Origin of the sequence: Rothia sp. HMSC069C03, assembly GCF_001811075.1 — a bacterium.
In the GTDB taxonomy this organism is placed as follows: Bacteria; Actinomycetota; Actinomycetes; order Actinomycetales; family Micrococcaceae; genus Rothia; species Rothia mucilaginosa.
In genome coordinates, this window is the sequence record NZ_KZ627137.1 from 97,196 (window position 1) to 120,746 (window position 23,551).

A 23,551-nucleotide genomic window follows, 5' to 3' on the forward strand; every position below is an offset into this window, starting at 1 on the left:
CTAATGCCGTAAGGTTTTTCATTCAGTTATGGTTACCCTTCACAGGCGCGACCTTGAAAACTACAGTCTTCACAGTCCGCAGGCGCGTTCCAGAACCCGGTAGCAGGCGGTGATGCGCTCCACCCACCACTGGCGGGTCTGCTCATCGGTGGCAAGACGCTCCAGGCGCTGCGGGCTGGGGGTGATGGCGCGCAGATCCATGAACCCGTCGCGGGCGATGAGCGGCTCGTAGGTAACGTCCTCAGCCATGAGGGAGACCGTGCCCAGACCGCACCCGTACCTCAAGGTCGGTAGGGAGGCCGCCAGAGAGGCACCGGTGGCAATGCCCACCGAAGACTCCAGCGCAGAAGAAACTACCGCCGGAAGCTGCGCCTGCTCCACCAGCGCGAGCGCACGGCGTACACCGCCCAGCGGTGCCGCCTTAATAACCATCAGATCCGCGGCGTTTGCGCGCGCCACCTTCAGCGGATCTTCCGCTTTGCGGATTGACTCGTCCGCGGCAATGCGGGCGGGCAGCCCCTCCTTGGCGATGGCAAAGCGGAGCGACGCCATATCCTCGATAGTCGCCACCGGCTGCTCGGCGTAAATAATGCCGTACTCGCAGAGCTTGCGCAGTGCATCAAGGGCACCGGCGAGGGTGTAGCCCATGTTCGCGTCCACCTTCAGACGCGCATTCGGGAGGGCATCTCGTGCAGCCGCCACGCGGGCAATATCGTCGGCGAGGCTCTGACCCTTCTCCGCCACCTTGATTTTCAGTTCCTGAATCTCACCCTCGTACTTGGCGAGCACCTCCGGCACACGCTCGGCGGGCACCGCGGGCAGGGTCGCGTTCAGCGGGATGCGCGTACGCACCGGCTTCGGGGTGGGCAACCATGCCGCCTCTAGCGCGCAGGCAAGCCACGCGGCAGACTCCTGCGCACCATACTCGAGGAAGGGCGCGAACTCGCCCCAGCCGTGCGGGCCGCAAATCAGCGCGCTCTGGCGGCTATTGACCCCGCGGAAGGTGACCGTCATCGGAATTTCGACCGTGAACAGGTTCTCCAGAATCTCCTGCAGCGGCGGCAGGGGAGTGTTCGTGAGGTGAAAACCGTAGCCGAGAGGCGGCACGCTCATACTGGTGTTCAAGGTATCTGCCCTTCTGTGATGCGCTATGAGCTCACCATAGCATTCTAGGGGCGGGCGGGTGCGCTCGCACCCTGTCACGCATTCTCTGGAAACTCTCAGGTTGTGGTCGAAAAAACTTTAGTTTTTCATAGCTTAACCTGGAATAGTAGGTAGTTAAACCTGGGATAGTAGGTAGTTATTCGCCCGAGAACTCGGACGGTGCTTCGCATAAAACGGCAGCTTGAGGGCTACCGTTTTGAGGGGCTGGCATCTGCGGGCTCGGGTATCACTAACAGACATGAGGGCGAGAAGGTACAAAGGGTTATGAAGAAGAAAACACCGGCAAATACATCGGGTTCGGAAAACTCCGGTTGGGAGAGCTCCGAAAACCTCGATGCTACCAGTGTGCTTCACCCCGCTGATGTGCATGCGGCCGCTGCTGACAATGCGCCCACTACGGTGTTTTCCTCTGATGAGACTGCGGTGCTCTCTGATTATCAGGACCCGACTCAGGCGTTTTCTGATTATCAGGACCCGACTGCGGTGCTCTCTGATTATCAGGATGCTACCCAGGTGCTCACCTCCCACGAAACGGCTACCCCTGCCGCTACGCACAGTGATGACCGCACGAAAGTTTTGACGGATTACGATTCCTCGCCGGCTAACAAAACTGCGCCTGCAGGTTCCATGAATACCGGTTCCGCGAACGCTGAATCTGCGAATACCGAAGTTATTTCTTCGTATCCCGAACTTTCAGAGGTTATTGGCGCGACTCGTCCTTTGCCGCGCGCTTACCGCGCCCCCATTAAGATTCCTGAGACGATTCCCTCGCCGCAGGAGCGTGCTTCTCAGGGGAACTATAGTGCGGATGAACCGATGCAGGCTACGCGCCGCCTGGATCCGCCGAAGCCTCCGGTGAGCGGTTTCCCGCTGAACAATCAGATGGGTGCCTCCCCAATGGGTGCGCCTCAGATGGGTGCTCATCAGCCTCTTCCCATGCGTGCGATGCCTCCGCAGCCGGTGGCTTATCCTCCCGAGGCGTATCCTGCCGCCGCCTACCCGAACGGTGCGTATGTTCAGACCGGTCAGGTTCCCGTGGATGCTTCGGGCCGCCCGGTGAATCGTCCCGGCGAAGAGCAAGTGCATCATCTTCCGAGTACCGGTATTTTGATGCGTCACGTGATGGCGTTGCTGTTCTTGGGTCTGTCTCTCTACGGCGCGTTCGTGTTCTTCATTTACACGGCGACCGGCCAGCAGGTTGATGAGCAGGCGTACACCGAGTACGCGAACCAGTTCAAGAGTTACCGCGGCCCGACCCTGACGGCGCTGGATTCTCTTCCTGCGGTTGTCGGCGTGATTGCCGTGCTGGGTCTGGTTGCGGTGCTGATTTGGAAGCACCGGTTCCTGCCTTCGCTGATTGGTGTGCTGGCCGCGGCTGCGGCGGTGACGAGTACGTATCTGCTCAAGCACTACCTGATTGTGAAGCCCGACCTGGGTGTTCAGGAAGCGCTGAGCAACTCGGCGCCCAGTGGCCACACAACCTTCGCGGCGGCGGCTGGCACGGCGCTCTTCCTGGCGGCGCCTCGTTTCTTGCGGCCCACGGTGGCTCTCTGCGCGGCATTGGCGACCTGCCTGACGGGTGCCTCCACGATTATTAACGGTTGGCACCGCCCGGCGGATGTGGTGACCGCTATTCTGGTCACCGCCATCTGGACGGTTGTGGGTATGGGTGTGTTGCGTTATGTGCGTCCGGCAGATTTTGCGGTGCCGGCGCGTGGCGGTTTGGTGCTGGTGCCGTTGATGACGATTGCGACGCTGTTCCTGTCGTTCTGCGCGGTGATTCTGTACTTGATTGCGATTTTTGCACCGATTCCCGGCGGTGCTTTTACCGCGGCGACCTGCATGATTATTGCGGTGAGCTTTGGTACGACGGCGTTGATGGTGAACCTGTTGCGTCCGCGTAATAGTAATCGCTCCGCCTATTCGAAGGTGTGGAGTTATCAGTAGATGTTGTTCCCCTCCCTGCTCGGGGTGTTTTAGCTCGGTGTGAGTTGAGGTATTGTCCTGTTGCGGGGAGGGGAATACAATATAAATAATTTAGTATTTTAAATACCAATAATAGGGAGGGGGTGCGCGCCCCCTTTCACTCACCCCTCAAGAGAAAGGTGCGTACCATGGCAGGTACCCATGAAGGCCGCGTCCTCGTATTCCCTCAGCTCACCGAAGCGCTGACCCCCTTTGAAGATAAGCCCCAGGCCCGCAAGATCGTTGATGCCGACGGCGGCAACCTGACCCTCATGGAACTGGCAGCAGGCCAGTCCTGGCACGAGCACCACAGCGTACACCCCGTCTTTGTGCAGGTGCTCAAGGGCGAGGTGATTTTCCACGTGAAGGACCGCGATATTACCCTGGTGCCCGGCAAGCCGATTCACGTGACCGCCAAGCTGCTGCACTCCCTGCGCGCCGTGAAGGACTCCACCCTGCTGGTGACCATGCTGACCGGCGAATCGCACCCCGAACCCAAGGTCAATATTGACGTCGAAGAGGTCTAATCCCCGACCTCTAAACCCCTAACCCCAAAACATTAGCTCGCCGCCGTATCTGCACAGGATGCCGCGGCGAGCTTTTGTATGCCTTCCTGCCCTCACATATGCCCGCGAGAATACCCTTACGCTACGCCCTGAGCTTTCTGCACGCTCGTACACCCCGCGCGGGCGTACCCTGAGAAGTACACCTCCGCTATCATCACAGGGAACAACCCGAAAGGATGCGCAATGCCCAAGTCGCTGCAACGTCCCGTCGTTCTTCTCACCGGCGCCAGCTCCGGTATCGGCTACGACGTGGCGCCGCTACTGGTGCGCTACGGCTACATCGTCTACGGTGCCGCCCGCCGCGTTGAGAAGATTGAAGAGCTCGCCTCCGAGGGTGTGAAAGCGCTCAGTCTGGACGTTACCGATGAAGCATCCATGGAAGCCGCCGTACAGCAGATCATTGACGCAGAAGGCCGCATTGACGTGCTCATCAACAATGCAGGCTACGGATCCTACGGCGCCATTGAAGACGTCCCCATCGACGAGGCACGCCGCCAGTTCGAGGTGAACCTCTTCGGCCTCGCGCGCCTCACCCAGCTGGTGCTGCCGCATATGCGTGCACGGGGCAGCGGGCACATCCTGAACATCTCCTCGATGGCGGGGCGTATTACCTCGCCCCTGGGTGCCTGGTACCACGCCACCAAGTACGCCCTCGAAGCGTTCAGCGATGCACTGCGCATGGAGGCTGAAGAGTTCGGTATCGACGTGGCCATTATCGAGCCCGGCGGCATCAAAACCCCCTGGGGACTCATCGCGGCAGACCACCTCGAGGAATCCTCCCGAAACGGTGTCTACGCGGCTCAGGCGCAGCGGGTTGCGGCAAATATGCGTAAGCTCTACTCGCCCTCCTCCAACCTCTCAGAGCCCAAGGTTATCTCTAACGCTATTCTGCGAGCGTTGGAGGCGCGCCGCCCCAAGACCCGCTACCTCGTGGGATTCGGTGCTAAGCCCTCCGTGTTCCTGCATACCGTGCTACCGGACCGTCTCTTTGACAAGGTGGCGCGCCGTATCTTCTAGAACCGAAATAGCGGCGAACTAGAGCATTAAAACGCGGGCGGTGCTGCGCGAAACAGAATGTTTCGTACAGCACCGCCCGCTACGTTTTTCAAGAGCTAGTACTAGTCTACTACGGCGTGGGTCGGATCGAGCACGCGCGCCAAGAAAGCCTGAGTACGTTTGTGCTGGGGGTTGCCAATCACCTGATCGGCGGGGCCCTCCTCCACGACCACGCCATCGGCCATGAAGACGACCTTATCGGCGACCTCGCGGGCGAACGTCATCTCGTGGGTCACCACGATCATGGTCATACCCTCGTCAGCAAGGTTGCGCATAATGCTCAGAACCTCGCCGACCATCTCCGGGTCGAGCGCACTGGTCGGCTCATCGAAGAGCATCAGGTCCGGGTTCATGGACAGCGCACGTGCAATAGCCACACGCTGCTGCTGACCACCGGACAGCTGAGCCGGGAAGCGGTCTTCCTTGCCCTCCAGACCAACCTTGGCGAGCTGCTCGCGGGCAACCGCCTCCGCCTCAGCCTTGGAACGGCCCAGAACCTTAATCTGAGCGATCGTGCAGTTATCCAGAATGTTCAGGTGGCCGAACAGGTTGAACTGCTGGAACACCATACCCATGTGGGTACGCACGCGGTTAATGTCTACGTCCGGGTCGGTGACCTCGGTATCGCCCACCATGATGGTGCCGTCGTTCGGCTCCTCCAGCAGGTTCACGCAACGCAGCAGGGTGGACTTACCGGAGCCCGAAGGGCCGATAAGGCACACGACCTCGCCCGGCTTGACCTGCATGTCAACGCCCTTGAGAACCTGAACCTTGCCGTAGGACTTGTGCAGGTTAGAAATGCGCACCGAGGAGGCGGCCATGGATGAAGTTGAAACAGTCATAGTATCTTCCGTAATCCGTATCTGTCGTTGCGCTTACTTGCGGCCCGCAAGCTGGGTGCGGCGCTCAAAGTATGCGGAGAGCTGGCCCAGCGGAACAGTGATAATCAGGTAGCACAGACCCGCAACCACCAGAGGAGTCAGGCCCGCGTTAGCGGCGGTCAGGCCCTCACGGCCGAACTTCGCCAGCTCGTACTGAGAAACCGTCACGCCCAGCAGGTACACGAGGGAGGAGTCCTTGGTCAGCAGGATAACCTCGTTGGTCAGCGGAGGTAGAACCACTCGGAACGCCTGAGGAATAATGATCGAAATCATCGCGCGAGTGTGGGACATACCCAGGGAGCGTGCCGCCTCCATCTGACCCTTCGGGATCGCCTGCAGACCCGCACGCAGAACCTCACTAATGTAAGCTGCCGAAACCATACCCAGGGACAGGGTCACCGGAATCAGGTTATCCACGAAGCGGATCTTGAACGCCAGGGGAATGCCGTAACCGAACGCGAAGAAGACCAGCAGTGCCGGGATACCGCGGAAAAGCTCCACGTACAGGGTCGCAATCCAGCGGTAGGGGGCGATGGAAGAAATACGCATGAGCGCCAGCAGTAGACCGCCGGAGAGGCCCACAATGAAGCCCAAGGTGGTGTACAGCAGGGTGTTCTTCAGCGCCACGGTGATGACGTCGGGGAACTGCTTAGCCGCAACATCCAGGTTGAATACCTGCTGGCTGAGGGTCTTCCAATCAGCCAGAAGAATGGCTGCCAGGGCGATAACTGCCAGAAGGGCGTACTGCGCGTAGCGGAAGAGCTTCTGCTTCTGACGGGGTGAGAGTTTAGAGGACATGCGCTTTCTTATCCGTGTGCTGTTCGGTCAAGAGCGTTTTATACGCTCACAAGGGTAGAGGCCGGAGAATCCCCCAACCCAAAAGTAATAAGGGTACTCCTGAATTGGGGGAGAGACTAACCAGCTAGATTCTTAGGAAGCGGAGGAAGAGGCGCTCGCGGAGGTGGAGGAAGTGGTACCAACCCACTTGGCCTTCATCTTGTCGAGTTCGCCGTTTTCCTTGAGCTTGGCGATGGTAGCGTTTGCCTTGGCCAGCAGTGCCTTGTTGTCGGAGGAAACTGCTGCGGCAATCTGCTCGGTGTTCTCGGAATCCTGGTAGGCGATCTTGAAGGAGTCCGGGTCATTGGTCAGTGCCTCGGACACCACGGAGAGGTTCGCTGCGACTGCCTTGACCTGACCGGTCTTCAGAGCGGAGAACATGAGGGAGGTGTCTTCGTACTGGATGACCTCTGCACCGTTTTCCTTGGCGTAGGTTTCACCGCTGGTTGCCTGCTGCGCACCAACGCTCACGCCCTTCAGGGCTGCGGCGGAGGTGATGGAGGAACCCTTGGGGACCAGGATTGCCAGGTTGTCGTCGAAGTAGACGGTGGTGAATTCCATCTTGCTCTTACGTTCATCGGTCACGCCGATACCCGCCAGGGCGATATCGCACTGACCGGTGGCAAGACCGGTACCGGAGTCCAGACCCTCGAAGCTGATGGAGATCAGCTGAGCCTTCACGCCCAGGTCGGAGGCGATAGCGTTGGCGATGTCTGCATCCAGGCCGACGATGGTGCCGTTTTCTTCATATTCGAAGGGCTTGTAAGGGGTGTTGGTGCAGACGCTGAGGATGCCGGACTTGACGAGGCTGACCTCGCCGTTAGGGTCGGTGTTCTCGTTGGCGGTGGAGACACAGCCGGTCAGTGCCAGGGACAGTACTGCCAGCAGTGCGAGGGGCTTGAGGGATGCCTTCTTGAGGGATGCGGTGTTCATTGGGATGCTCCTGTGTGGGGTGTGCTCTATGAAATCTATGGTCTATTGTGCGCGCCTATGTTAAAAAATGCAAGCATACACATAAATATTCATAAATTTTTGCTGAATATGCATAATTCGCACCCCCAAAAACTGAATAAAACCCAGAATTAGCAACTCGAAAACCACTCCAGAACGCACCTTAACGCACCGTGCGACACTACTACGGTTTACCCAACTATCGAATCTAGTAACCTCCATGCCACAATTGAGAACGTGAACGCAGAGAAGAACACTCGCGCAACCCGCGCAACCCTAGACAAGAAAACCAGCGACATCGCCGCCATGTTCGATACCGTAGCCGAACGCTACGACCTCATGAACGGCATCCTCTCCCTCGGCCAGCACATCTACTGGCGCAAGCAGGCGGTCGCAGCCGTCGACGCGCACCCCGGCCAGAAAGTGCTGGACGTAGCCGCAGGCACCGGAGTCTCCTCCGAACCCTTCGCCGACGCCGGCGTGGACGTCATCGCAGCAGACCTCTCCGAAGGCATGCTGGATGTGGGCCGCCGCCGCCGCCCCGACATGACCTTCGTGCAGGCAGACGTCACCGCCCTACCCTTCGACGACGAAACCTTCGACGCGGTCACCATGTCCTACGGCCTGCGCAACGTCGCCAACTACCCCAAGGCACTGAGCGAAATCTACCGCGTGCTCAAGCCCGGCGGACGCATCGTCATCCTCGAGTTCTCCACCCCGATTTTCGCCCCCTTCGGCGCGGTCTACAAGAACTACATCATGAAGGCAATCCCGCCCATTGCCCGCGCAATCTCCTCCAACCCCGAATCCTACGAATACCTCGCCGAGTCCATCATCACCTGGCCCAACCAGCAGGAACTGGCGCAGAAGTTCAAGGAAGCGGGCTTCACCTCCGTGCAGTACCGCAACCTGACTGGCGGCATCGTCGCCATTCACCGCGGTTTCAAGCCTGAAGCACACAACGCATAGACACCGCGTTCACACACCACCGAAGACACCAACACCAAGAAGATAGAAGACACCGTGAGCAACGCAGAGCAGCCCATTGCCGCAACCGACCTGCTGGGAGACCTCGACCTGAAACTGCCCGCAGGCTTTGAACTCATCGCCGCTGACCCCAAGCTGGGTCCGCAGATTCTCTCCTCTCTCGCACGTATTGAGGAGCGCCTGGCAGAAGCCATCGCGCAGACCGACCACCTGGCGGATGTCGCATCCCGTCACCTGCTCTCCGCGGGTGGCAAGCGCGTGCGCCCCCTGCTGGCGTTGCTCTGCGCAGCCGTAGACGGCGAAATCAACGATGACGTCATCGAAGCCGCCGTGGTCGTTGAACTGACCCATCTGGCAACCCTCTACCACGACGACGTGATGGACGATGCCCCCAAGCGCCGCGGCGTGGACAGCGCCCAGATGATTTGGGGCAACTCCGTCGCGATTCTCACCGGCGACCTGATCTTCTCCCGCGCATCCTTGCTGGTGTCCGAGCTGGGTACCCGCCCCATGAAGATTCAGTCCCAGACCTTCGAACGTCTGGTGCTCGGCCAGCTCTTTGAGACCACCGGCCCCCGTGAGGGTCAGGACCTGCTCGACCACTACATCGCGGTCATTGAGGGTAAGACCGGTTCCCTGATTGCCGCTGCCGGCGAGTACGGCTCCCTGCTTTCGGGCGCTTCCGAAGATGTTATCTCCATGGTCAAGGCGTACGGTGAGCTGGTCGGCGTGGCGTTCCAGCTGGCTGACGACGTCATCGACATTGTGAGCGACGGTAAGACCAGCGGCAAGACCCGCGGCACCGACCTGCGCGAGGGCGTGCCGACCCTGCCGACCATCCTGCTGGACCGCGCGGTAGCCGCCGGCGACGAATCTGCTATCAAGGTTCGTGCACTGCTAGATGTAGACCTCAGCTCCGACAAGGCTCTGGAGACCGCGGTGGAGGCGCTCGCCGCCCACCCGGTCACCCAGGAATCATGGCAGATTGCCTACGACTGGGCGGACCGCGCGATTGCCGCGATTGCTCCGCTGCCTGAGTCCACTGCGAAGGCTGCGCTGGAGTCCTTCGCTCATGCTGTGGTTCACCGCGAAGGCTAAAACCTGCCGTGTAGTGTGTACTCGGGTCTAACGACTTCCGGGTGTCTCATACTTCAAAACCCCCGCTGAATCTGTCCGGATTCGGCGGGAGTTTTCTATGTTATGGCTAGTCAGCGCAGATTTTCGGGGTGGCTTGGGGCTCCTCTCACCCTCCGAAAGCTTCCGCATGCTGGGGTCTCCTTGACCGACCCCTACCTTTAAGGTAAACCTTATAGGCATGTCCGAGGTGCACATCCACCCCTCAGACGCCTGACGGCTCCCACACCCAACCCGTGTTGGAGAGCCGTTTACTATTTCTGGACGCGAGCAGAGCCCAATCACTCCGACGGGTTATTCTCGCCCCAACCATCCGCGTCCCCACACATTCGAGGTTTACAACTATGGGAGCATCTACCCCTAAGGCGCCCACGAAGCGCGAAGGCTTCTCCAGCCGTCGCGTCTTCATCTTTGCCGCCATCGGTTCTGCTGTTGGTCTGGGCAATATTTGGCGTTTCCCCTACATCGCATTTGATAACGGCGGCGGCGCCTTCATGATTCCCTATATTGTCGCCCTGCTGACCGCCGGTCTGACCTTCCTTTTCTTTGACTACGCTATCGGTCACCGTGCGCGTGCGTCGTCCCCGTTGGCTTTCCGCCGTCTGAACCGTAAGACCGAGTTCATCGGCTGGTGGCACATGGGTATTAACTTCGTGATTGCTATCTACTACGCCGCTATTGTGGCGTGGTCGCTACGTTACATGGTTTTCTCCTTCACTAATGCGTGGGGCGATAACCCGAAGGCATTTTTCCAGGGTGAGTTCCTGAAGGTTGCAGACACCCCCGGTGTCTCCCTGGACTTCAACATGGATGTTCTGGTTCCCATGGTGCTGATTTGGGGTGTGCTGCTGGCTGTGATGGCTCTGGGCGTTCAGAAGGGTGTTGGCGCCGCCAACATTGTCTTCATGCCGATTCTGCTCATCATGTTCGTTGGTCTGGTGATTTACTCCCTGACCCTGCCCGGTGCTATTGATGGTCTGAACTCTCTGTTCACCCCCAGCTGGGACTCCCTGGCTAACCCCGATGTGTGGGTTGCTGCCTACGGTCAGATTTTCTTCTCGCTGTCCATTGGCTTCGGCATTATGGTCACCTACTCTTCCTACCTGAAGCCTAAGACTGACCTGACCGGTTCCGGTGCTGTGGTTGGTTTCGCGAACTCCGGTTTTGAGCTTCTGGCGGGTATTGGTGTGTTCTCGGCTCTGGGCTTTATGGCTCAGGCTGCTGGCACCCAGGTGAGCGAGGTTGCAACCAGCGGTATTGGTCTGGCGTTCATCGCGTTCCCGACCATTATTTCTCAGGCGCCCGGCGGCGTGCTAATCGGTATCCTTTTCTTCGGCTCCCTGCTCTTTGCCGGTTTCACCTCCCTCATCTCGATTCTTGAGGTGATTATTGCCGGTATTCAGGATAAGTTCGCGACTTCCCGTGTCTTCTCCACTATCCTGGTGGTTGTTCCCATGGCGCTGATTTCGCTACTGCTGATGCCGACTACCACCGGTCTGTACGTGCTGGATATTCTCGATAACTTCGTAAACCTCTTCGGTATTCTGGCTGCTGGCCTGTGCGCCATTATCGTGGTTGCATACGTGGTGCGTGCACTGCCGGCTCTGGCTGAGCACCTGAACCGCTACTCCTCCATTAAGGTTGGCAAGATCTGGATGATTCTGCTGGCTGTCGTGACCCCGCTGGTTCTGGGCTACTCCCTGATTCAGAGCGTAATTAAGCTTGTGGCAACCCCCTATGAGGGTTACCCCGCGGATCTGCTGGCTATTTTCGGCTGGGGTATGAGTGCGTTCCTGCTGGTTGGCGCGATCGGTGTTTCTCTTCTGCCCTGGTCGAAGAAGTCTCGTGCGGCTGAAGAGCCTCCGGCACCTCCGGTGATTTCCGGTCAGGTGGAGCACGGCCACGTTGATTCGACCATTACCCGTTAGGAGCCCTCATGTCTTTCTCCGCAATTGTGATGCTCATTGTGGCAATCCTGATCATTTGGGGTGGCCTGGGTTTGGCTCTGCTGAACCTGCACCGTCAGCCGGATCTGGATGCTCTCGATGATGCTGCTGAAGCTCAGGGTTCTGAGCTTTAGAGTGTGAACGCGATATAAAGTGGTGCCCCGCAGGCGTTAGCCTGCGGGGCACCATTGTGTTTTGTGTGGGACTGTGTTTTGTGCGGATTTGGGGAGAGCTACTTGCTCTGTACGTCTTCAGCCTGTACGAGCGGGATCATGCCGGTTTCCGGGTCGGACAGCGCGGAGGCGCGGTAGGCGCGGGAGGCACGTAACGCATCCACGGTGAAAATGATGAGCGCAATCCAGATGAGACTCAGACCCAGCACCTTATCGGGGCTCATCTGCTCGTGCAGAACGGTGATAGCCAGAATGAACTGGATGGTCGGGCCCAGGTACTGCACCATGCCAATGACCGAGAGCGGCAGGGCCTTGGTAGCCGCCGCAAAGAGCATCAGCGGAACAACGGTGACCACGCCGGTGGACGCGAGAAGCCAGAAGTGCCCGGCACCTTCGCTGAAGAGGGTCATCTGACCCTGCGAGTTGAGAACAAAGAGGGCAGCAACGCCGAAGGGCGCCAGGATAAAGGTCTCCAGGGATAGCGAGACGATGGGGCTCACATCGTGGGCTACACGTGCCTTGAGCAGGCCGTAGATGCCGAAGGAGAACGCCACACCCAGACCCGTCCAGGGCACCTGGCCGTAGATGAGGCTCATCATCAGCACCGCAATACAAGAAATAGCGACGGACACCCACTGAGCGGCGCGTAGGCGCTCCTGCAGGAAAATCACACCCAGCACCACGGAGACCAGCGGGTTAATGAAATAGCCCAGGGATACGTCAATCGTGTGGCCGCTGGTCGTTGCCATCACGTAGATAAGCCAGTTTGCGCCGATGAGGAACGACGCCGCCGTCAGCACCAGCATGATGCGGCGGTCCTTGAGAGCGCGGCGGAAGTCCGCGGTTGCCCGCACAATCGGTAGTAGCAGGGCGCAGAAAATGAGGGAGAAGACCACTCGCGCCACCACGATCTCAATAGGTCCCGCCGGTGCCATCACCACAAAATACAGGGGGAGCATACCCCAAATGAGGTAGGTGCCGATGATGGTGATAAACCCGTTGCGGGTGGTGTGCTTCTGCGTTTCTGACATGGTTTCTTCTGACCTGATTCTTTAGTTACGTTCTTCTAATGCTAGTCGTCCGGATGCGCCAGCTGGGGCATTGATGCGCACCGAGGCTACTCTACCCGCCGGGTACGCCACAGGCGCGGTATCACGAGGATACCGCGCCTGAAGCGTTGCTGCGTATTCGGTTTAGAGGCCGAAGAAGCGGGAGAAGAAGCCCTTCTTCTTGGGCTGCTCTGCCTCGCGGCGTGCAGTTTCTTCCTGCTCGCGGCGGGCTGCCTCTTCGTGCTCTGCCTGCAGGTCGGGAGCCGCGCCAGCGTTGCGGATGGGCTCCACGTGCTGCTCCTCGTACTCTGCTGCTTCCTGCTCGACCTCGACGGGCTGCTCAGCTACAGTCTCAGCGGCGACCGGCTCCTCAGCGTACTCTGCGGAAGCCTCAACGGTCTCGTACTCGGGCTGCTCGGCGCCGATGGACTCGTCGGTGTAGACACGAGCCTGTTCGGTCTCTTCTGCCTCGTATTCGCCGGGCAGAGTCTCCACGGTGACCAGGCCGGGCTCTGCATACTCTGCCGGCTCCTGATCGAAGGGAGCCTCGTCGGCGGGGTAGAGGTTCTCGGTGCTCTCGACGCCGGGTACCTCGGTCTCTGCGACCGGTGCGTGCTCGGCAATCTCGACGGCGCGCTCTGCTTCGGCCTCGGCACGTGCGGCGGCGCGTTCTGCTGCCTCCTGCTCGCGCTGTGCGTTCTGAGCGGCTGCCTCTGCGGCTGCCACGCGCTCAATCTCGGCGCGCAGTGCGGCGAGGGATTCGCGACGCTGTGCGGCAGCGGCTGCGCACTGCTCCAGAATCTCGGGGCCAACCTGAGGCTCAGCCTGCTCGATGCCGCTAATACGACCCTCATCGAACCACAGGCGCAGGGCACCGTCGGTTGCGGTCAGCACGGCGGTTGCCTCGGTGTCCCAGGCGATGTGGAAGCCGCGCTGCTGAGCGTAGGAGTCCACCGCCAGAACCTGGTTGTGGATCTCTTCGCTCTGCAGAGTCTTAGCAATGACGCGACCGATACCCTTGTAGGTCGGGGCCTCGAGGGTCAGCTCGGCACCCTCCAGCAGGGTCCATGCGCGCACGCCAGCGCCCGCGGGTAGCGGGTAGTGTGCGTACAGGCCGCTGATGGTCTTGGCTGCCAGGGTCAGGCGGCGTGCCAGGGACTCGGAGAGGGGCAGTTCGTCGGTGGTCAGCTCGGTCAGGCCGTCACGCTCACCGGTTTCGCGCGCCTGAATAGCGGCGGAAACAACGGAGTCGGGGAAGTAGCCCAGCTGCTGCCAAGACCAAATCCAAGTACCGCGGTTCTCGGATTCGGTGCCCAGCAGGTGCGGCTTGAGCGAAAGCGGGGGAGTGGTCTCAAAATCCAGAGACTGGGAGGTGAAATCCACGTTCCACTCGGAGGTACCCACGAGCTCAGCGAGTCGAGCCTGGTACTCGGTGGAGATAAAGATCGATGCGTCGATAAGGTCCTGCAGAGAATTCGTCATGCTTCAAGATTATCAACCTTTTAGCGTTCACTATGCCGTGTATCCCCGGTTTTAGTGTGCGCTTTAGGCGTATTGGACGATAAGAGGGTCGATTGAGCCGTCTGTGAGAGGTGCAGGGGAGAGGTAGAGCATATATCTTTCGGCGTAAACTATCTGCGTTGAGTGCCTGTGTTCGTTAGAATCGAAGAGACGGCTTCTTCCGGCACCCTGTAAGCCGACACTACGACCGAACACGGATGCCTCCAGCCGCGCCGTATTCACACTCAAGGATGTATGAACTATGACTGAACCCCGCCTCGCCGAGACGAGTAGCCGCGCCGCGCGCATCCAGGACGCGCTGAACAACATTGGAAGCTGGCTGCTGGATGTCGTTAGTGTTGACCCCGGCTGGAGCGAAATGGTGCTGGACGTCAAACCCCTGGCAGGTCAGATTTTCGTGCGCGTGCGTGAATTCCGCAACGGTGAAGAGTTCATCGGCACCATCGGCCCGCTCAAGGACGGCTCGCCCATTATTGCTGAGGTTCGTAAGCTGCAGCGCGCCGCCTACGACGGTAACCGCGGTACCTGGTTTACCGCCTCCATCGTGGTGGCGGCTACCGGCTGGCCCAACCCGCAGTTCAGCGTGGGTGCCTCCTACAACCGTGACGACGAGCCTGCTAGCTGGAAGAACGAAGGCACTCTGACCGCAACCGACGTGCGTGAGCACCTGGCGGAGTTCCCCCGTGATGCTTCGCGTATCCCGGCATGGGCTCGTGAGCGTATGGAGGGCCGTGCCCGCCACTCTGCCGCTGCATCATTGTCTTCGAGCGAGCATGAGATTCCGAACCCCTACTTGGTTGCTGCTCTGGAGACCTTCCGCAACGACGTGCAGGAGCGAACCCTCATTAACGTGGTTCGTACGATGCTTGGTGGCGACGTTCTACTTGATGCGACCGGCTCCCTGCTGATTCCCTCCGAGACTGACCCGATGGGCCCCGAGTCGGTACTGGCCCACCAGGTCATTCGCATGCCCGAGACCGGCATGCAGGCGCTGTGCGTGTTCTCCTCCTCCGAGCACATTGGCAAGAGCTACGTGCGCCAGGAATCCGAGGGAGATGAGCTGATTCTGCGCGAACCGGCGATGAAGGTCTTCATTGACTTCCTCAGCAATGAGGCGCTGGACTTGATCGTGGTTGACCCCGGCACTGACCACGAGTGCTACATTGAGCGCGCTCAGGTGCACTGGATTGTCACTTCTCCTCGCAATGACGGCGCGAAAATGGCGCTTGTGCAGGACAATATGCAGATGCTGCTCGGCTCCCTGGTGTCCCCGGCATCCGTGCTGCTGGTGGGCGTTGACCCGGCCGACCCTTCCGGTACCTCCTTCGTGTTTGACCCGGACGAGAACGGCAACCCGAAGAGCCTGCTGGTGTTCACCTCGCCCATTGAGATTGCGGCGCTGGACCCGCATATTGAGGTGCGTTCGGCGAATGCCCTGGATATTCTGCGTTACGCCCTGGAGATTGGCGCACCGAGCGTGAAGGTGAACGCAATTAACCCTTCCACCGTGTTGAGCGCGGCGCAGATTCGCGAGCTCCTCGATATTGTGGGTGAATAGGAAGCGGTCTTCGGCGCTTCTCCCGCTGGTGCTAGTGCATCCGCATAGTTCGTAAAACCCGTCACGTAAAATCGCCCGGAAGAGACACCCACACGGTGTTGTCTCTTCCGGGCGATTTTTGTGTTTGGAGAGGGTTGTAATCCTGCAAACGGGTTTAAAATATGGAGCCGGTGACTCCACCTTACTGAAAGTCACCGACCCCATAGTAGTAGCCAGCTGTGCGTCATGTTCTCGAATCTACAGGAGAACAGACGCTGCCGTATCTTATGAACCAGATGCGGCGGCTGCCACGGCCTCGCGAACGCGAGAACCGAGCTCAGGGTGAACGCTATCCCAGTATTGGAACGCGCGTTCACGAATCTCGTCGGAACGAACAGCGCCTACGTGACCGGAGATGTTGCTGATCAGGCGCTCGCGTTCTTCGTCGTTCATGGTTACCTCGTAGAGGGTGCGAGCCTGCGAGAAATCATCATCATCCGGGCGCAGGGTGTAGGCGGTGCGTACCAGCTCGCCATCAGACTCCCAGCTACCTTCGCCAGCGCGTTCCGCATCCGCATGCGGTCCACCCAGACTATTCGGCGCGTAGGTCGGAACGGAGGGGTCGTTGAAGTTATAACGCATCGAACCGTCATGCGAATAGTTGTTCACCGGCGCTGCGTGTGGTGCGTTCACGGGCAGCTGTGCGAAGTTGGTGCCGATGCGGTAGCGATGCGCATCCGGGTAGGAGAAGATACGACCGAGCAGCATCTTATCGGGCGAAGCCGCGATACCGGGCACAAAATTCGAGGGGGAGAAGGCTGCCTGCTCGATTTCGGCGAAGAAATTCTGCGGGTTGCGATCCAGCACCATGCGGCCCACCTTGATCAGCGGGTAATCCGAGTGCGGCCACACCTTCGTCAGATCGAAGGGGTTAATACGGTAGGTCTTCGCGTCCTCATAGGGCATGATCTGCACATAGAGCGTCCAGGCGGGGTAGTCGCCACGCTCGATAGCCTCGCGCAGGTCGCGGCGGTGGAAGTCAGCATCCTTACCCGCCATTTCATCGGCCTGAGCCTGGGTGAAGAACTCGTTGCCCTGCTCGGTCTTGAAGTGGTACTTAACCCAGAAGCGCTCACCCTCGGCGTTAATCCACTGGTAGGTGTGAGAGCCGAAGCCGTCCATGTGGCGCAGGGTGCGGGGCAGGCCGCGGTCGCCCATCAGCCAGGTTACCTGGTGCGCCGATGCCGGATTGAGGGTCCAGAAATCCCACTGCATATCGTGATCGCGCAGACCCGAACCGGGCATACGCTTCTGCGAGTGGATGAAGTCGGGGAACTTAATGGCATCGCGAATGAAGAAGATAGGAGTGTTGTTGCCTACCAGGTCGTAGTTGCCTTCGGTGGTGTAGAATTTCACCGCGAAACCGCGTGGGTCACGCCAGGTATCGGGGGAGCCGGATTCGCCCGCCACGGTTGAGAAACGAATCAGCAGCTCGGTTTTAACGCCGGGCTGAAAGAGCGCCGCACGGGTGTACTGCGAAACGTCTTCGGTGGTTTCAAAGTAGCCGTATGCGCCGGTTCCCTTCGCGTGCACCACACGCTCGGGCACACGCTCACGGTTGAACTGAGCGAGCTTTTCAACAGTGTAAGCATCGTGCAGAACGATGGGACCATCGGCGCCCACGGTGAGCGAATGATCATCTGAAGCCACCGGCGTGCCAGTGCTCGTGGTGGTGTAAGAACCGGGCTGAATGGGGTTCTGCGGGGTCTGATACATATTTGCTTCTCCTTGTGTTTTTGGTGATGCTATGTGGTTTTCGACGAGCATTCTTCCTGTTTTAGGGTGCAGCTAACGAACACTGAGGCGCTGTTTCACGCCCGGAGTAAGGTGTGGGAATGTGGTTCGTTAGTGCTGAACGCTCGCTGCGGCTTGCACCTGGCTCTTCGCCAGTTCTGCTTCTGCCTCAGTTTGACAGTCTACGCACACGCCCTGATAGAGCACGTCTGCGCTGAAGAGCGCCATGCCGTGAAAATTGCTGGGGGTCAGGCAGGGCGCGGAACCGACCGCGCAGTCCACGTCTTCGACCTTGCCGCAGCGTATGCAGAAGGCATGGTGGTGGTTGTCGCCCGTGCGGGTTTCGTAGAGCGCGGGGGTTCCCGGCGGCTCAAACTTGCGCAGTAGGTCGATGTCGGTCAGATCGGCAAGAATCACGTAGACCGACTGAACGGTGATGGCGGGGATGCGCTCGCGGACTGCCTGCACGATGGTGTCGGCGGTGGAGTGCGGGTGATCCTGTACTGCGTGGAGTACGGCGAGGCGCTGCTTGGTGACGCGTCGGCCCTTGGTACGCAGGCCGGTGGTCCATGCTTCTTCGAGCTGTTCGGGGCTCATTGCGGAGAGCAGGGGTAGGCCGGTGGTGTGGGCGCAACCAGTATTATGGTGGTCTGGATGCTGGGTCTTCTTCGTATCGGAGGTTGTCTTTGCGTCGGTCATAGGTATAAGTCTACACGTTATTATGAGAAATTCATCATTATCTTATGAAAAACTCATAATAAGCCGATGGAGCGTCCTTTTCATCCACTCTGTGGCGCTTCTCCTCACCCCTGCCTCGGGTGTGAAAAGATGCCGTACAATCAAAGAACCTAGAGTAACCCGCACCGGCGATTACCATCAAGGAGGATAGGGTCATGGTGTACGACTTTACAAACCCCATCTACATTCTGCTGATGGTTCTACTCTTTGGTGTACCCATTGTGACCCCGGTGATTTACGGTCAATACCGCAGTACTACCACCGGTTTTGATCTGGAGGGTCAGCTGATGCTCGGTCTGCTCTTCATCCTTTTTCTGGGCGTGTACGGCACGATTCTGCTACTCGGTATTTTCCCGACTGCTACGGCGCAGGTGATGGAGCAAGTGCCCCTAGTGAATATCCCTGGTGCTATTCCCTAACCCCTCCCGCATAGTTCAGTGCGCCGGTGACGCTCTGGGTGAATCCGCGCTCCAGAAGGTGCACACGCGGGTGCTTGCACGTATTCTATAGAGTCAAGTACACGCTGTACGCACTGACCTAATTGTTCAGGAGGATACCCATGCACAGCCATAACAACGGACTGAAAACTGCCCTGTTGATGGGCTCCATGGTGGGCATGATGCTGCTCATCGGTGGCCTGCTTTCGGCGACTTTCCGCACCTCCATCTTCATTTGGGTTATGGGCCTGTTTAGCTTGGGTTCGGTCATCTACACCTACTGGAACTCCGATAAGCTCGCCCTGCGCTCCATGAACGCCTACCCGGTCAGCCGCGAAGAGGTTCCGGTGCTTTACGACATTGTGGAGGAGCTTTCCTCCCGCGCGGGTCAGCCCATGCCTGCCCTTTATGTGGCACCGACCATGACCCCGAATGCGTTTGCAACCGGTCGTAACCCGCAGAACGCGGCGGTGTGCTGCACCGAGGGTATTTTGCAGTTGCTGGATGAGCGTGAGATGCGCGGCGTGCTCGGCCACGAACTGATGCACGTGTACAACCGCGATATCCTCACTTCCTCCGTTGCGGCGGGTATCGCCTCCATCATCGGTACCGTGGCTCAATTCCTCTCGTTTGGTGCGATGTTCGGTGGATCCAACCGCGATGGTGAACGTTCCAACCCCCTCGCCATGTTCGTGGTTGCAGTGCTGGCTCCCATTGCTACGCAGGTCATCCAGATGGCTATTAGCCGTACCCGTGAATTTGATGCCGACGAGGATGGCGCACGTCTGACTGGCGACCCGCTGGCTCTGGCTTCGGCGCTGCACAAGCTGGAGAGCGGCGTGTCCATGTACCCGATGGACCCGAACAACCGTAGCACTGAGGCGGCGAGCGCCATGATGATTGCGAACCCCTTCGGTTCGGTGAAGAACATGCTCTCTACCCACCCGCCGATGGATCAGCGTATTGCGCGTCTGCAGCAGCAGGCTCGTGAGATGGGTCAGTACTAAGTCTTTTCTCGCCCTCGTCACCGGGCGTGAATGTGACGCTGTATGAATATGGCGTTGCATGAATATGACCCGCGATGACGATTGTTACCCGCGATGACGGGTCGGCAGACAAAAAATCCTCGGGGTGGCTACTGTGGAAGTAGCCACCCCGAGGACTTTTGCGTTTCGGCTTCTAGCCGTCTCTCCTCACCCATCGCTGGGCGGGGGAGCCTCGCCTGAGCTTAGCGGTAGTTGACGAACTGCAGGTCAATCTCAAGATCAGCGGACTTGAGCATTGCAATGACTTCCTGCAGATCATCGCGGGACTTAGAGGAGACGCGCAACTCGTCGCCCTGGATGTTCGCCTTTACGCCCTTGGGGCCCTCTTCGCGGATCATCTTGGAGATTTTCTTTGCCTGATCCTGCGCGATGCCTTCCTTGATGGAGCACTCGATGCGGGTTTCCTTACCGGATGCGTAGGGTTTTCCGGAGTCTAGGGACTTTAGGGAGATGCCGCGCTTGACCAGCTTGGACTGGAAAACGTCGAGCACTGCCAGGGCGCGCTCTTCGGCGTTTGCCTTGATTAGGATCTTGTCGCCGGAGTAGTCGATTTCTGCGCCAACGCCGCGGAAGTCGTAACGCTGGGAGATTTCCTTCTGGGCCTGGTGCAGTGCGTTGGAAACTTCCTGCTTGTCCACTTTGGACACAATGTCGAATGACGATTCGCTAGCCATGGGCTTTCCTTTCGTGAATGAGGTGCTACTGGCACCGGTTAGTACTAGCCTACCGGGTTGGGGCTCTTGTTCACAGCTAACTAACAGAAATACGGGCCTGTTTTACAGGCGTTACCAATCTAAAAAGAGGACAATAGAGATATGACTATTCATAACCTGTCTGCAACGGACGCACGCACGAGCGAGGAAGCTCGTGACCTGCAAACCCTGCTCTTCATTGACTTGCATACCTCTCTGGGCGCTGAGCCCGAAGGTATTCCTGAGGCTGAGTGCCTCAGCGAGCCTGACCACCACGATATTCACCTTGACCTGCATTCGGAAGAGTCTAAGCATTCTCCTTTTGAAGGCATTGGTATTACTCTGACTGAGCCTTCGCTGGTGGCACGTTTCCGTGGCGTTCGCCGTGACCTGGAACGTGAGATTGCCGGTGACATGTGCACTGTGGAGCAGGCGCGCCGCTACCTGGAGCACCTGGAGATTGTGCTTCTGCTTGAGCAGGATGGCGATACTCCTTCCCGCTCCTTCTAAAACTGCTGTAGGCGGTGGCTTTATTCACGGCTTTATTCATAGGGTGAGAGCGCGGGCGCTGCGATAGATACGGGTGAGCGTGCGCTGACGCTCTTGTGTGACGAAAAGATGATAAATACAACCAGATATATAACCTTCGTCACAAAACCTTATGTGAAGTGTACAAGTCCCTAAAAGTGCTGTAGAGTAGTCTCTGTTCGCTTGAGCGAGCAACTAGCACCTAGCTAGGCGGCAGGTTACCCGAGCGGCCAAAGGGGGCTGACTGTAAATCAGCTGGCACTGCCTACGGGGGTTCGAATCCCTCACCTGCCACAAATAGCCCGGTTACGAAAGTAGCCGGGCTTTTGTGTATCTAAAAACCAAATTCATGACAGACTCAGTGGCGGCGAGGCACAGCCTGCTGAGCTTCTCGGTAAAACTCTTGCGGAGGCTTTCGGTAGCCCGGTGGGGCGCCTCCATCATCGGATGCAGGGACATTCGCCAGAGTATTTGCGACACGCCCGTGAACCGGCTGAAACAGCCGCAAAAAGTATTTACTATGACCGCAATTTGTCATATCTTTCACAATGGTTGAATCCCAGGGCGAACAATTAGCGATTGGGGTCTTGAGGGTGTAGCTTTATCTCATGGCTACTATTGAAATTACTCAGCAGAACCTGACTGCTACCATCGAGAGCAACGACATCGTCTTCCTGGACTTCTGGGCAGATTGGTGCGGTCCCTGCAAGCAGTTCTCCCCCGTCTACGAGGCGGCTTCGGAGAAGCACACCGACATTGTTTTCGGCAAGGTCGACACCGAGGACCAGGGTCAGCTCGCTCAGGCAGCAGGCATCACCTCCATCCCCACCATCATGGGCTTCCGTGGCGGTATCCTGGTTTATCAGCAGGCTGGCGCACTGCGCGAAGACCAGCTGGAGACCGTAATCGGTTCGATCCGCGAACTCGACATGGACAAGGTCCGTGCAGAGATCGCAGCAGCAGAGGGCTCTGCAGAGAAGAAGTAAGCTCACCACCACAAAAGAGCTTGAACGGGGCGCACCCGCCGGTACAACCGGCAAGGGCGCCCCGTCCCCTTTTCACCTAGTGAGGGTGCGTTAGCGGTCGCGGTGGTCCTCAATGGTCATGCGCGCCCCGAAGCGCTGCTTCGAAAAGCCCGAAGCATGCATGAGCCGCACCAGACGCTGCCGATGCGGGCTGTAGGGTGCCAGCAGGGTGAGCATTCCCGCATCATCGGTGCGCTGACCGGTGAATAGCTCACCGACCGCGTGCGCCAGATGGTAGTCGCCCACGCTGATGGCGTCAGGATGCCCGCATACACGCTGCAGAGCCTCAGAAATGCTCCACGGGCCCACGCCGCGCACAGTGTGTAGGGTCCGCGCCAGAAGCGCCACGTCGCCTTCTGCCGCAATGTTTTTCAGAGACTCTGCGGAACGAGCATAAGCGTACACGGCATCGTAGCGGCTTTTATCAACGCCCGCCCGATGCCAATCCCAGGTAGGAATCGTCGCCAGGGTCCGGGCGCTTGGGTAGACGCGCATCCCCTCCGGCTGATGCCCCAACCCGGTCGAAGGGGCGGGGGAACCGTACTTTCGCAGAACCCAGCCCAAGGTCCTGAACGCTTCGGTCTGGGTGATGCGCTGCTCCACAATGGTGTTGAGCATCTGCCGGTCCATCTGCCCCGAAGCGCTGAGGCGGAGCCCCGGATTCTGCCGCCACGCCTGCTGAACACGCGGCGGAAGAGACTCAAAAGAAGATAGAGCACCGAACTGTTCGGCGGGGTCGTGCAACCCCAGCCAGTACGTCATTTCCTGCGCTAACGCCTGAAGGTCGGCTCGCGCCTGCATCTGCTGATCAGCGGCACTATAAGAAGCCCAGATGCGAATACGCACCGGGCGCATCAGCAGACGATGCAGGGAAGGGAGAGCCTCGGGAAGCTTAGCTGGCTGTGCCAATCGTTCGGCGTACAGCACCGCCGGGAACTCGTGAAACGGAGTGCGAGCCGTCACCCAGATTCGCTCGGCACCATCTGCGCGGCTCAGCGCACGATACGAAAGATCCTGAGCACCGCGGCGCAATGACCCCAACGTCTGCGCCAACTGCACCGGAACCTGAGGCTCAATCACAACCTCGCACGCCTCGGGAGCCAGGGCACCGGGAAGGGGCGAAGCTGCGGGGGAGAGAGTACGAACCTGAACGCGCGGCTGGCTAAGAATGGTAGGCTCCTGAAGAACATCCGCAAGCGCCGGCGCATAGGGTACACCAGCTGCCGCCAAAGGATGCCGGATGCGCCGTGCACCCGCTGCCGGGCGGCTACCGGGGGTGGCACCATCAGGGGGCGCGCCGCCGGGGGTTGAGGAAGGAAACATACTCACCCCACCAGTCTATTCCCTCATCGACGATGCCCCACCAATCTGCGCCCCACAGCTAAAGCGCCAGAAATACTCGGCAGGGCAGGCGCACCGCTAATGCGATACCCTAAAGGGTAGAAGGAGAACGAACGCAAACTCCGCCACTTGCACGACATAGGCGATGCGTTCCACCCGTTCTGTGGGCGCCTGTAGCCCGGA

22 protein-coding genes and 1 tRNA gene are annotated in these 23,551 nt (G+C 59.0%); 13 read left to right on the forward strand and 10 right to left on the reverse strand.

Annotated elements, in window-relative coordinates; all coding sequences use genetic code 11:
• Window positions 1–69 precede the first annotated feature (69 nt).
• Entirely contained in the window at window positions 70–1,113 is a 1,044-nt protein-coding gene (locus HMPREF2779_RS04550) for an o-succinylbenzoate synthase (protein WP_105360938.1), read from the reverse strand.
• A 315-nt stretch (window positions 1,114–1,428) separates the two neighbouring features.
• Between HMPREF2779_RS04550 and HMPREF2779_RS04555 the strand changes: the two genes are divergently transcribed.
• The 3 genes from HMPREF2779_RS04555 to HMPREF2779_RS04565 all read left to right on the forward strand — a co-directional run bounded on the left by HMPREF2779_RS04555 (window position 1,429) and on the right by HMPREF2779_RS04565 (window position 4,712).
• Window positions 1,429–3,111, forward strand: a complete 1,683-nt coding sequence (locus HMPREF2779_RS04555) for a phosphatase PAP2 family protein (RefSeq protein WP_105360939.1) — start codon at window positions 1,429–1,431, stop codon at window positions 3,109–3,111.
• A 167-nt stretch (window positions 3,112–3,278) separates the two neighbouring features.
• On the forward strand, window positions 3,279–3,656 hold the full coding sequence (locus tag HMPREF2779_RS04560; RefSeq protein ID WP_005504776.1) for a cupin domain-containing protein: 378 nt from the start codon (window positions 3,279–3,281) through the stop codon (window positions 3,654–3,656).
• Window positions 3,657–3,878: 222 nt separating this feature from the next.
• On the forward strand, window positions 3,879–4,712 hold the full coding sequence (locus HMPREF2779_RS04565) for an oxidoreductase (RefSeq protein WP_105360940.1): 834 nt from the start codon (window positions 3,879–3,881) through the stop codon (window positions 4,710–4,712).
• A 101-nt stretch (window positions 4,713–4,813) separates the two neighbouring features.
• Here HMPREF2779_RS04565 and HMPREF2779_RS04570 read toward each other — a convergent pair whose 3' ends face one another.
• The 3 genes from HMPREF2779_RS04570 to HMPREF2779_RS04580 all read right to left on the reverse strand — a co-directional run bounded on the left by HMPREF2779_RS04570 (window position 4,814) and on the right by HMPREF2779_RS04580 (window position 7,402).
• Entirely contained in the window at window positions 4,814–5,593 is a 780-nt protein-coding gene (locus HMPREF2779_RS04570; protein ID WP_105360941.1) for an amino acid ABC transporter ATP-binding protein, read from the reverse strand.
• Window positions 5,594–5,626: 33 nt separating this feature from the next.
• Window positions 5,627–6,430 carry an amino acid ABC transporter permease gene (locus tag HMPREF2779_RS04575; protein WP_070685775.1) on the reverse strand — a complete coding sequence of 268 codons (804 nt, stop codon included), beginning with the start codon at window positions 6,428–6,430 and terminating at the stop codon, window positions 5,627–5,629.
• Window positions 6,431–6,562: 132 nt separating this feature from the next.
• A complete protein-coding gene (locus HMPREF2779_RS04580; RefSeq protein ID WP_105360942.1) occupies window positions 6,563–7,402 on the reverse strand; it encodes an ABC transporter substrate-binding protein in 840 nt (279 codons plus the stop codon).
• A gap of 255 nt (window positions 7,403–7,657) precedes the next feature.
• Here HMPREF2779_RS04580 and HMPREF2779_RS04585 point away from each other — a divergent pair, with 255 nt between their 5' ends.
• From HMPREF2779_RS04585 to HMPREF2779_RS04600, 4 genes are all read left to right on the forward strand, one after another.
• Window positions 7,658–8,389, forward strand: coding sequence for a demethylmenaquinone methyltransferase (locus HMPREF2779_RS04585; protein ID WP_070685771.1), 732 nt, complete (start codon window positions 7,658–7,660; stop codon window positions 8,387–8,389).
• A 54-nt stretch (window positions 8,390–8,443) separates the two neighbouring features.
• Window positions 8,444–9,505 (forward strand): polyprenyl synthetase family protein, encoded by a 1,062-nt coding sequence (locus HMPREF2779_RS04590; RefSeq protein ID WP_070685769.1) that lies wholly within the window; start codon window positions 8,444–8,446, stop codon window positions 9,503–9,505.
• 380 nt (window positions 9,506–9,885) lie between these two features.
• Window positions 9,886–11,469, forward strand: coding sequence for a sodium-dependent transporter (locus HMPREF2779_RS04595; protein ID WP_105360943.1), 1,584 nt, complete (start codon window positions 9,886–9,888; stop codon window positions 11,467–11,469).
• Window positions 11,470–11,477: 8 nt separating this feature from the next.
• Window positions 11,478–11,621 (forward strand): methionine/alanine import family NSS transporter small subunit, encoded by a 144-nt coding sequence (locus HMPREF2779_RS04600; protein ID WP_105360944.1) that lies wholly within the window; start codon window positions 11,478–11,480, stop codon window positions 11,619–11,621.
• 98 nt (window positions 11,622–11,719) lie between these two features.
• On the opposite strand, the gene rarD is transcribed toward HMPREF2779_RS04600, so the two are convergent.
• Together rarD and HMPREF2779_RS04610 are read right to left on the reverse strand one after the other, a co-directional pair.
• Window positions 11,720–12,691, reverse strand: a complete 972-nt coding sequence (gene rarD, locus HMPREF2779_RS04605) for an EamA family transporter RarD (RefSeq protein WP_105360945.1) — start codon at window positions 12,689–12,691, stop codon at window positions 11,720–11,722.
• Between the two features lie 162 nt (window positions 12,692–12,853).
• On the reverse strand, window positions 12,854–14,191 hold the full coding sequence (locus HMPREF2779_RS04610) for a DUF6882 domain-containing protein (protein WP_105360946.1): 1,338 nt from the start codon (window positions 14,189–14,191) through the stop codon (window positions 12,854–12,856).
• 280 nt (window positions 14,192–14,471) lie between these two features.
• On the opposite strand from HMPREF2779_RS04610, the gene HMPREF2779_RS04615 reads away from it, so the two are divergent.
• Window positions 14,472–15,788 (forward strand): SseB family protein, encoded by a 1,317-nt coding sequence (locus HMPREF2779_RS04615; protein ID WP_105360947.1) that lies wholly within the window; start codon window positions 14,472–14,474, stop codon window positions 15,786–15,788.
• A 264-nt stretch (window positions 15,789–16,052) separates the two neighbouring features.
• Here HMPREF2779_RS04615 and HMPREF2779_RS04620 read toward each other — a convergent pair whose 3' ends face one another.
• Entirely contained in the window at window positions 16,053–17,543 is a 1,491-nt protein-coding gene (locus HMPREF2779_RS04620; RefSeq protein WP_049356300.1) for a catalase, read from the reverse strand.
• A gap of 129 nt (window positions 17,544–17,672) precedes the next feature.
• On the reverse strand, window positions 17,673–18,260 hold the full coding sequence (locus tag HMPREF2779_RS04625; protein ID WP_105360948.1) for a Fur family transcriptional regulator: 588 nt from the start codon (window positions 18,258–18,260) through the stop codon (window positions 17,673–17,675).
• A 194-nt stretch (window positions 18,261–18,454) separates the two neighbouring features.
• On the opposite strand from HMPREF2779_RS04625, the gene HMPREF2779_RS04630 reads away from it, so the two are divergent.
• On the forward strand, window positions 18,455–18,718 hold the full coding sequence (locus tag HMPREF2779_RS04630) for a hypothetical protein (RefSeq protein ID WP_105360949.1): 264 nt from the start codon (window positions 18,455–18,457) through the stop codon (window positions 18,716–18,718).
• 140 nt (window positions 18,719–18,858) lie between these two features.
• Window positions 18,859–19,743: a zinc metalloprotease HtpX gene (gene htpX / locus HMPREF2779_RS04635; RefSeq protein ID WP_105360950.1), complete on the forward strand. Its 885-nt coding sequence runs from the start codon at window positions 18,859–18,861 to the stop codon at window positions 19,741–19,743.
• A gap of 221 nt (window positions 19,744–19,964) precedes the next feature.
• On the opposite strand, the gene HMPREF2779_RS04640 is transcribed toward htpX, so the two are convergent.
• Window positions 19,965–20,456: a YajQ family cyclic di-GMP-binding protein gene (locus tag HMPREF2779_RS04640; RefSeq protein ID WP_005504808.1), complete on the reverse strand. Its 492-nt coding sequence runs from the start codon at window positions 20,454–20,456 to the stop codon at window positions 19,965–19,967.
• Between the two features lie 141 nt (window positions 20,457–20,597).
• Between HMPREF2779_RS04640 and HMPREF2779_RS04645 the strand changes: the two genes are divergently transcribed.
• From HMPREF2779_RS04645 to HMPREF2779_RS04655, 3 genes are all read left to right on the forward strand, one after another.
• Complete coding sequence (locus HMPREF2779_RS04645) at window positions 20,598–20,984, forward strand: hypothetical protein (protein WP_105360951.1); 387 nt, start codon at window positions 20,598–20,600, stop codon at window positions 20,982–20,984.
• A gap of 230 nt (window positions 20,985–21,214) precedes the next feature.
• Window positions 21,215–21,296 (forward strand) — tRNA-Tyr (locus HMPREF2779_RS04650).
• Window positions 21,297–21,610: 314 nt separating this feature from the next.
• Window positions 21,611–21,988 (forward strand): thioredoxin family protein, encoded by a 378-nt coding sequence (locus HMPREF2779_RS04655; RefSeq protein ID WP_105360952.1) that lies wholly within the window; start codon window positions 21,611–21,613, stop codon window positions 21,986–21,988.
• Window positions 21,989–22,078: 90 nt separating this feature from the next.
• Here the strand turns inward: HMPREF2779_RS04655 and HMPREF2779_RS04660 are convergent, their stop codons facing one another.
• A complete protein-coding gene (locus HMPREF2779_RS04660; RefSeq protein ID WP_233992288.1) occupies window positions 22,079–23,350 on the reverse strand; it encodes a DNA-3-methyladenine glycosylase family protein in 1,272 nt (423 codons plus the stop codon).
• Between the last annotated feature and the right edge of the window lie 201 nt (window positions 23,351–23,551).

Excerpts from the sequence above, each read along its gene's own strand:
- HMPREF2779_RS04660 (WP_233992288.1), bottom strand. The coding sequence starts at position 23,350 with ATGTTTCCTTCCTCAACCCCCGGCGGCGCGCCCCCTGATGGTGCCACC.
- HMPREF2779_RS04620 (WP_049356300.1), bottom strand. The coding sequence starts at position 17,543 with ATGTATCAGACCCCGCAGAACCCCATTCAGCCCGGTTCTTACACCACC.
- rarD (WP_105360945.1), bottom strand. The coding sequence starts at position 12,691 with ATGTCAGAAACGCAGAAGCACACCACCCGCAACGGGTTTATCACCATC.
- htpX (WP_105360950.1), top strand. The coding sequence starts at position 18,859 with ATGCACAGCCATAACAACGGACTGAAAACTGCCCTGTTGATGGGCTCC.
- HMPREF2779_RS04630 (WP_105360949.1), top strand. The coding sequence starts at position 18,455 with ATGGTGTACGACTTTACAAACCCCATCTACATTCTGCTGATGGTTCTA.
- HMPREF2779_RS04600 (WP_105360944.1), top strand. The coding sequence starts at position 11,478 with ATGTCTTTCTCCGCAATTGTGATGCTCATTGTGGCAATCCTGATCATT.
- HMPREF2779_RS04640 (WP_005504808.1), bottom strand. The coding sequence starts at position 20,456 with ATGGCTAGCGAATCGTCATTCGACATTGTGTCCAAAGTGGACAAGCAG.
- HMPREF2779_RS04550 (WP_105360938.1), bottom strand. The coding sequence starts at position 1,113 with ATGAGCGTGCCGCCTCTCGGCTACGGTTTTCACCTCACGAACACTCCC.
- HMPREF2779_RS04555 (WP_105360939.1), top strand. The coding sequence starts at position 1,429 with ATGAAGAAGAAAACACCGGCAAATACATCGGGTTCGGAAAACTCCGGT.
- HMPREF2779_RS04645 (WP_105360951.1), top strand. The coding sequence starts at position 20,598 with ATGACTATTCATAACCTGTCTGCAACGGACGCACGCACGAGCGAGGAA.
- HMPREF2779_RS04615 (WP_105360947.1), top strand. The coding sequence starts at position 14,472 with ATGACTGAACCCCGCCTCGCCGAGACGAGTAGCCGCGCCGCGCGCATC.
- HMPREF2779_RS04595 (WP_105360943.1), top strand. The coding sequence starts at position 9,886 with ATGGGAGCATCTACCCCTAAGGCGCCCACGAAGCGCGAAGGCTTCTCC.
- HMPREF2779_RS04655 (WP_105360952.1), top strand. The coding sequence starts at position 21,611 with ATGGCTACTATTGAAATTACTCAGCAGAACCTGACTGCTACCATCGAG.
- HMPREF2779_RS04580 (WP_105360942.1), bottom strand. The coding sequence starts at position 7,402 with ATGAACACCGCATCCCTCAAGAAGGCATCCCTCAAGCCCCTCGCACTG.
- HMPREF2779_RS04575 (WP_070685775.1), bottom strand. The coding sequence starts at position 6,430 with ATGTCCTCTAAACTCTCACCCCGTCAGAAGCAGAAGCTCTTCCGCTAC.
- HMPREF2779_RS04625 (WP_105360948.1), bottom strand. The coding sequence starts at position 18,260 with ATGACCGACGCAAAGACAACCTCCGATACGAAGAAGACCCAGCATCCA.
- HMPREF2779_RS04565 (WP_105360940.1), top strand. The coding sequence starts at position 3,879 with ATGCCCAAGTCGCTGCAACGTCCCGTCGTTCTTCTCACCGGCGCCAGC.
- HMPREF2779_RS04610 (WP_105360946.1), bottom strand. The coding sequence starts at position 14,191 with ATGACGAATTCTCTGCAGGACCTTATCGACGCATCGATCTTTATCTCC.
- HMPREF2779_RS04560 (WP_005504776.1), top strand. The coding sequence starts at position 3,279 with ATGGCAGGTACCCATGAAGGCCGCGTCCTCGTATTCCCTCAGCTCACC.
- HMPREF2779_RS04570 (WP_105360941.1), bottom strand. The coding sequence starts at position 5,593 with ATGACTGTTTCAACTTCATCCATGGCCGCCTCCTCGGTGCGCATTTCT.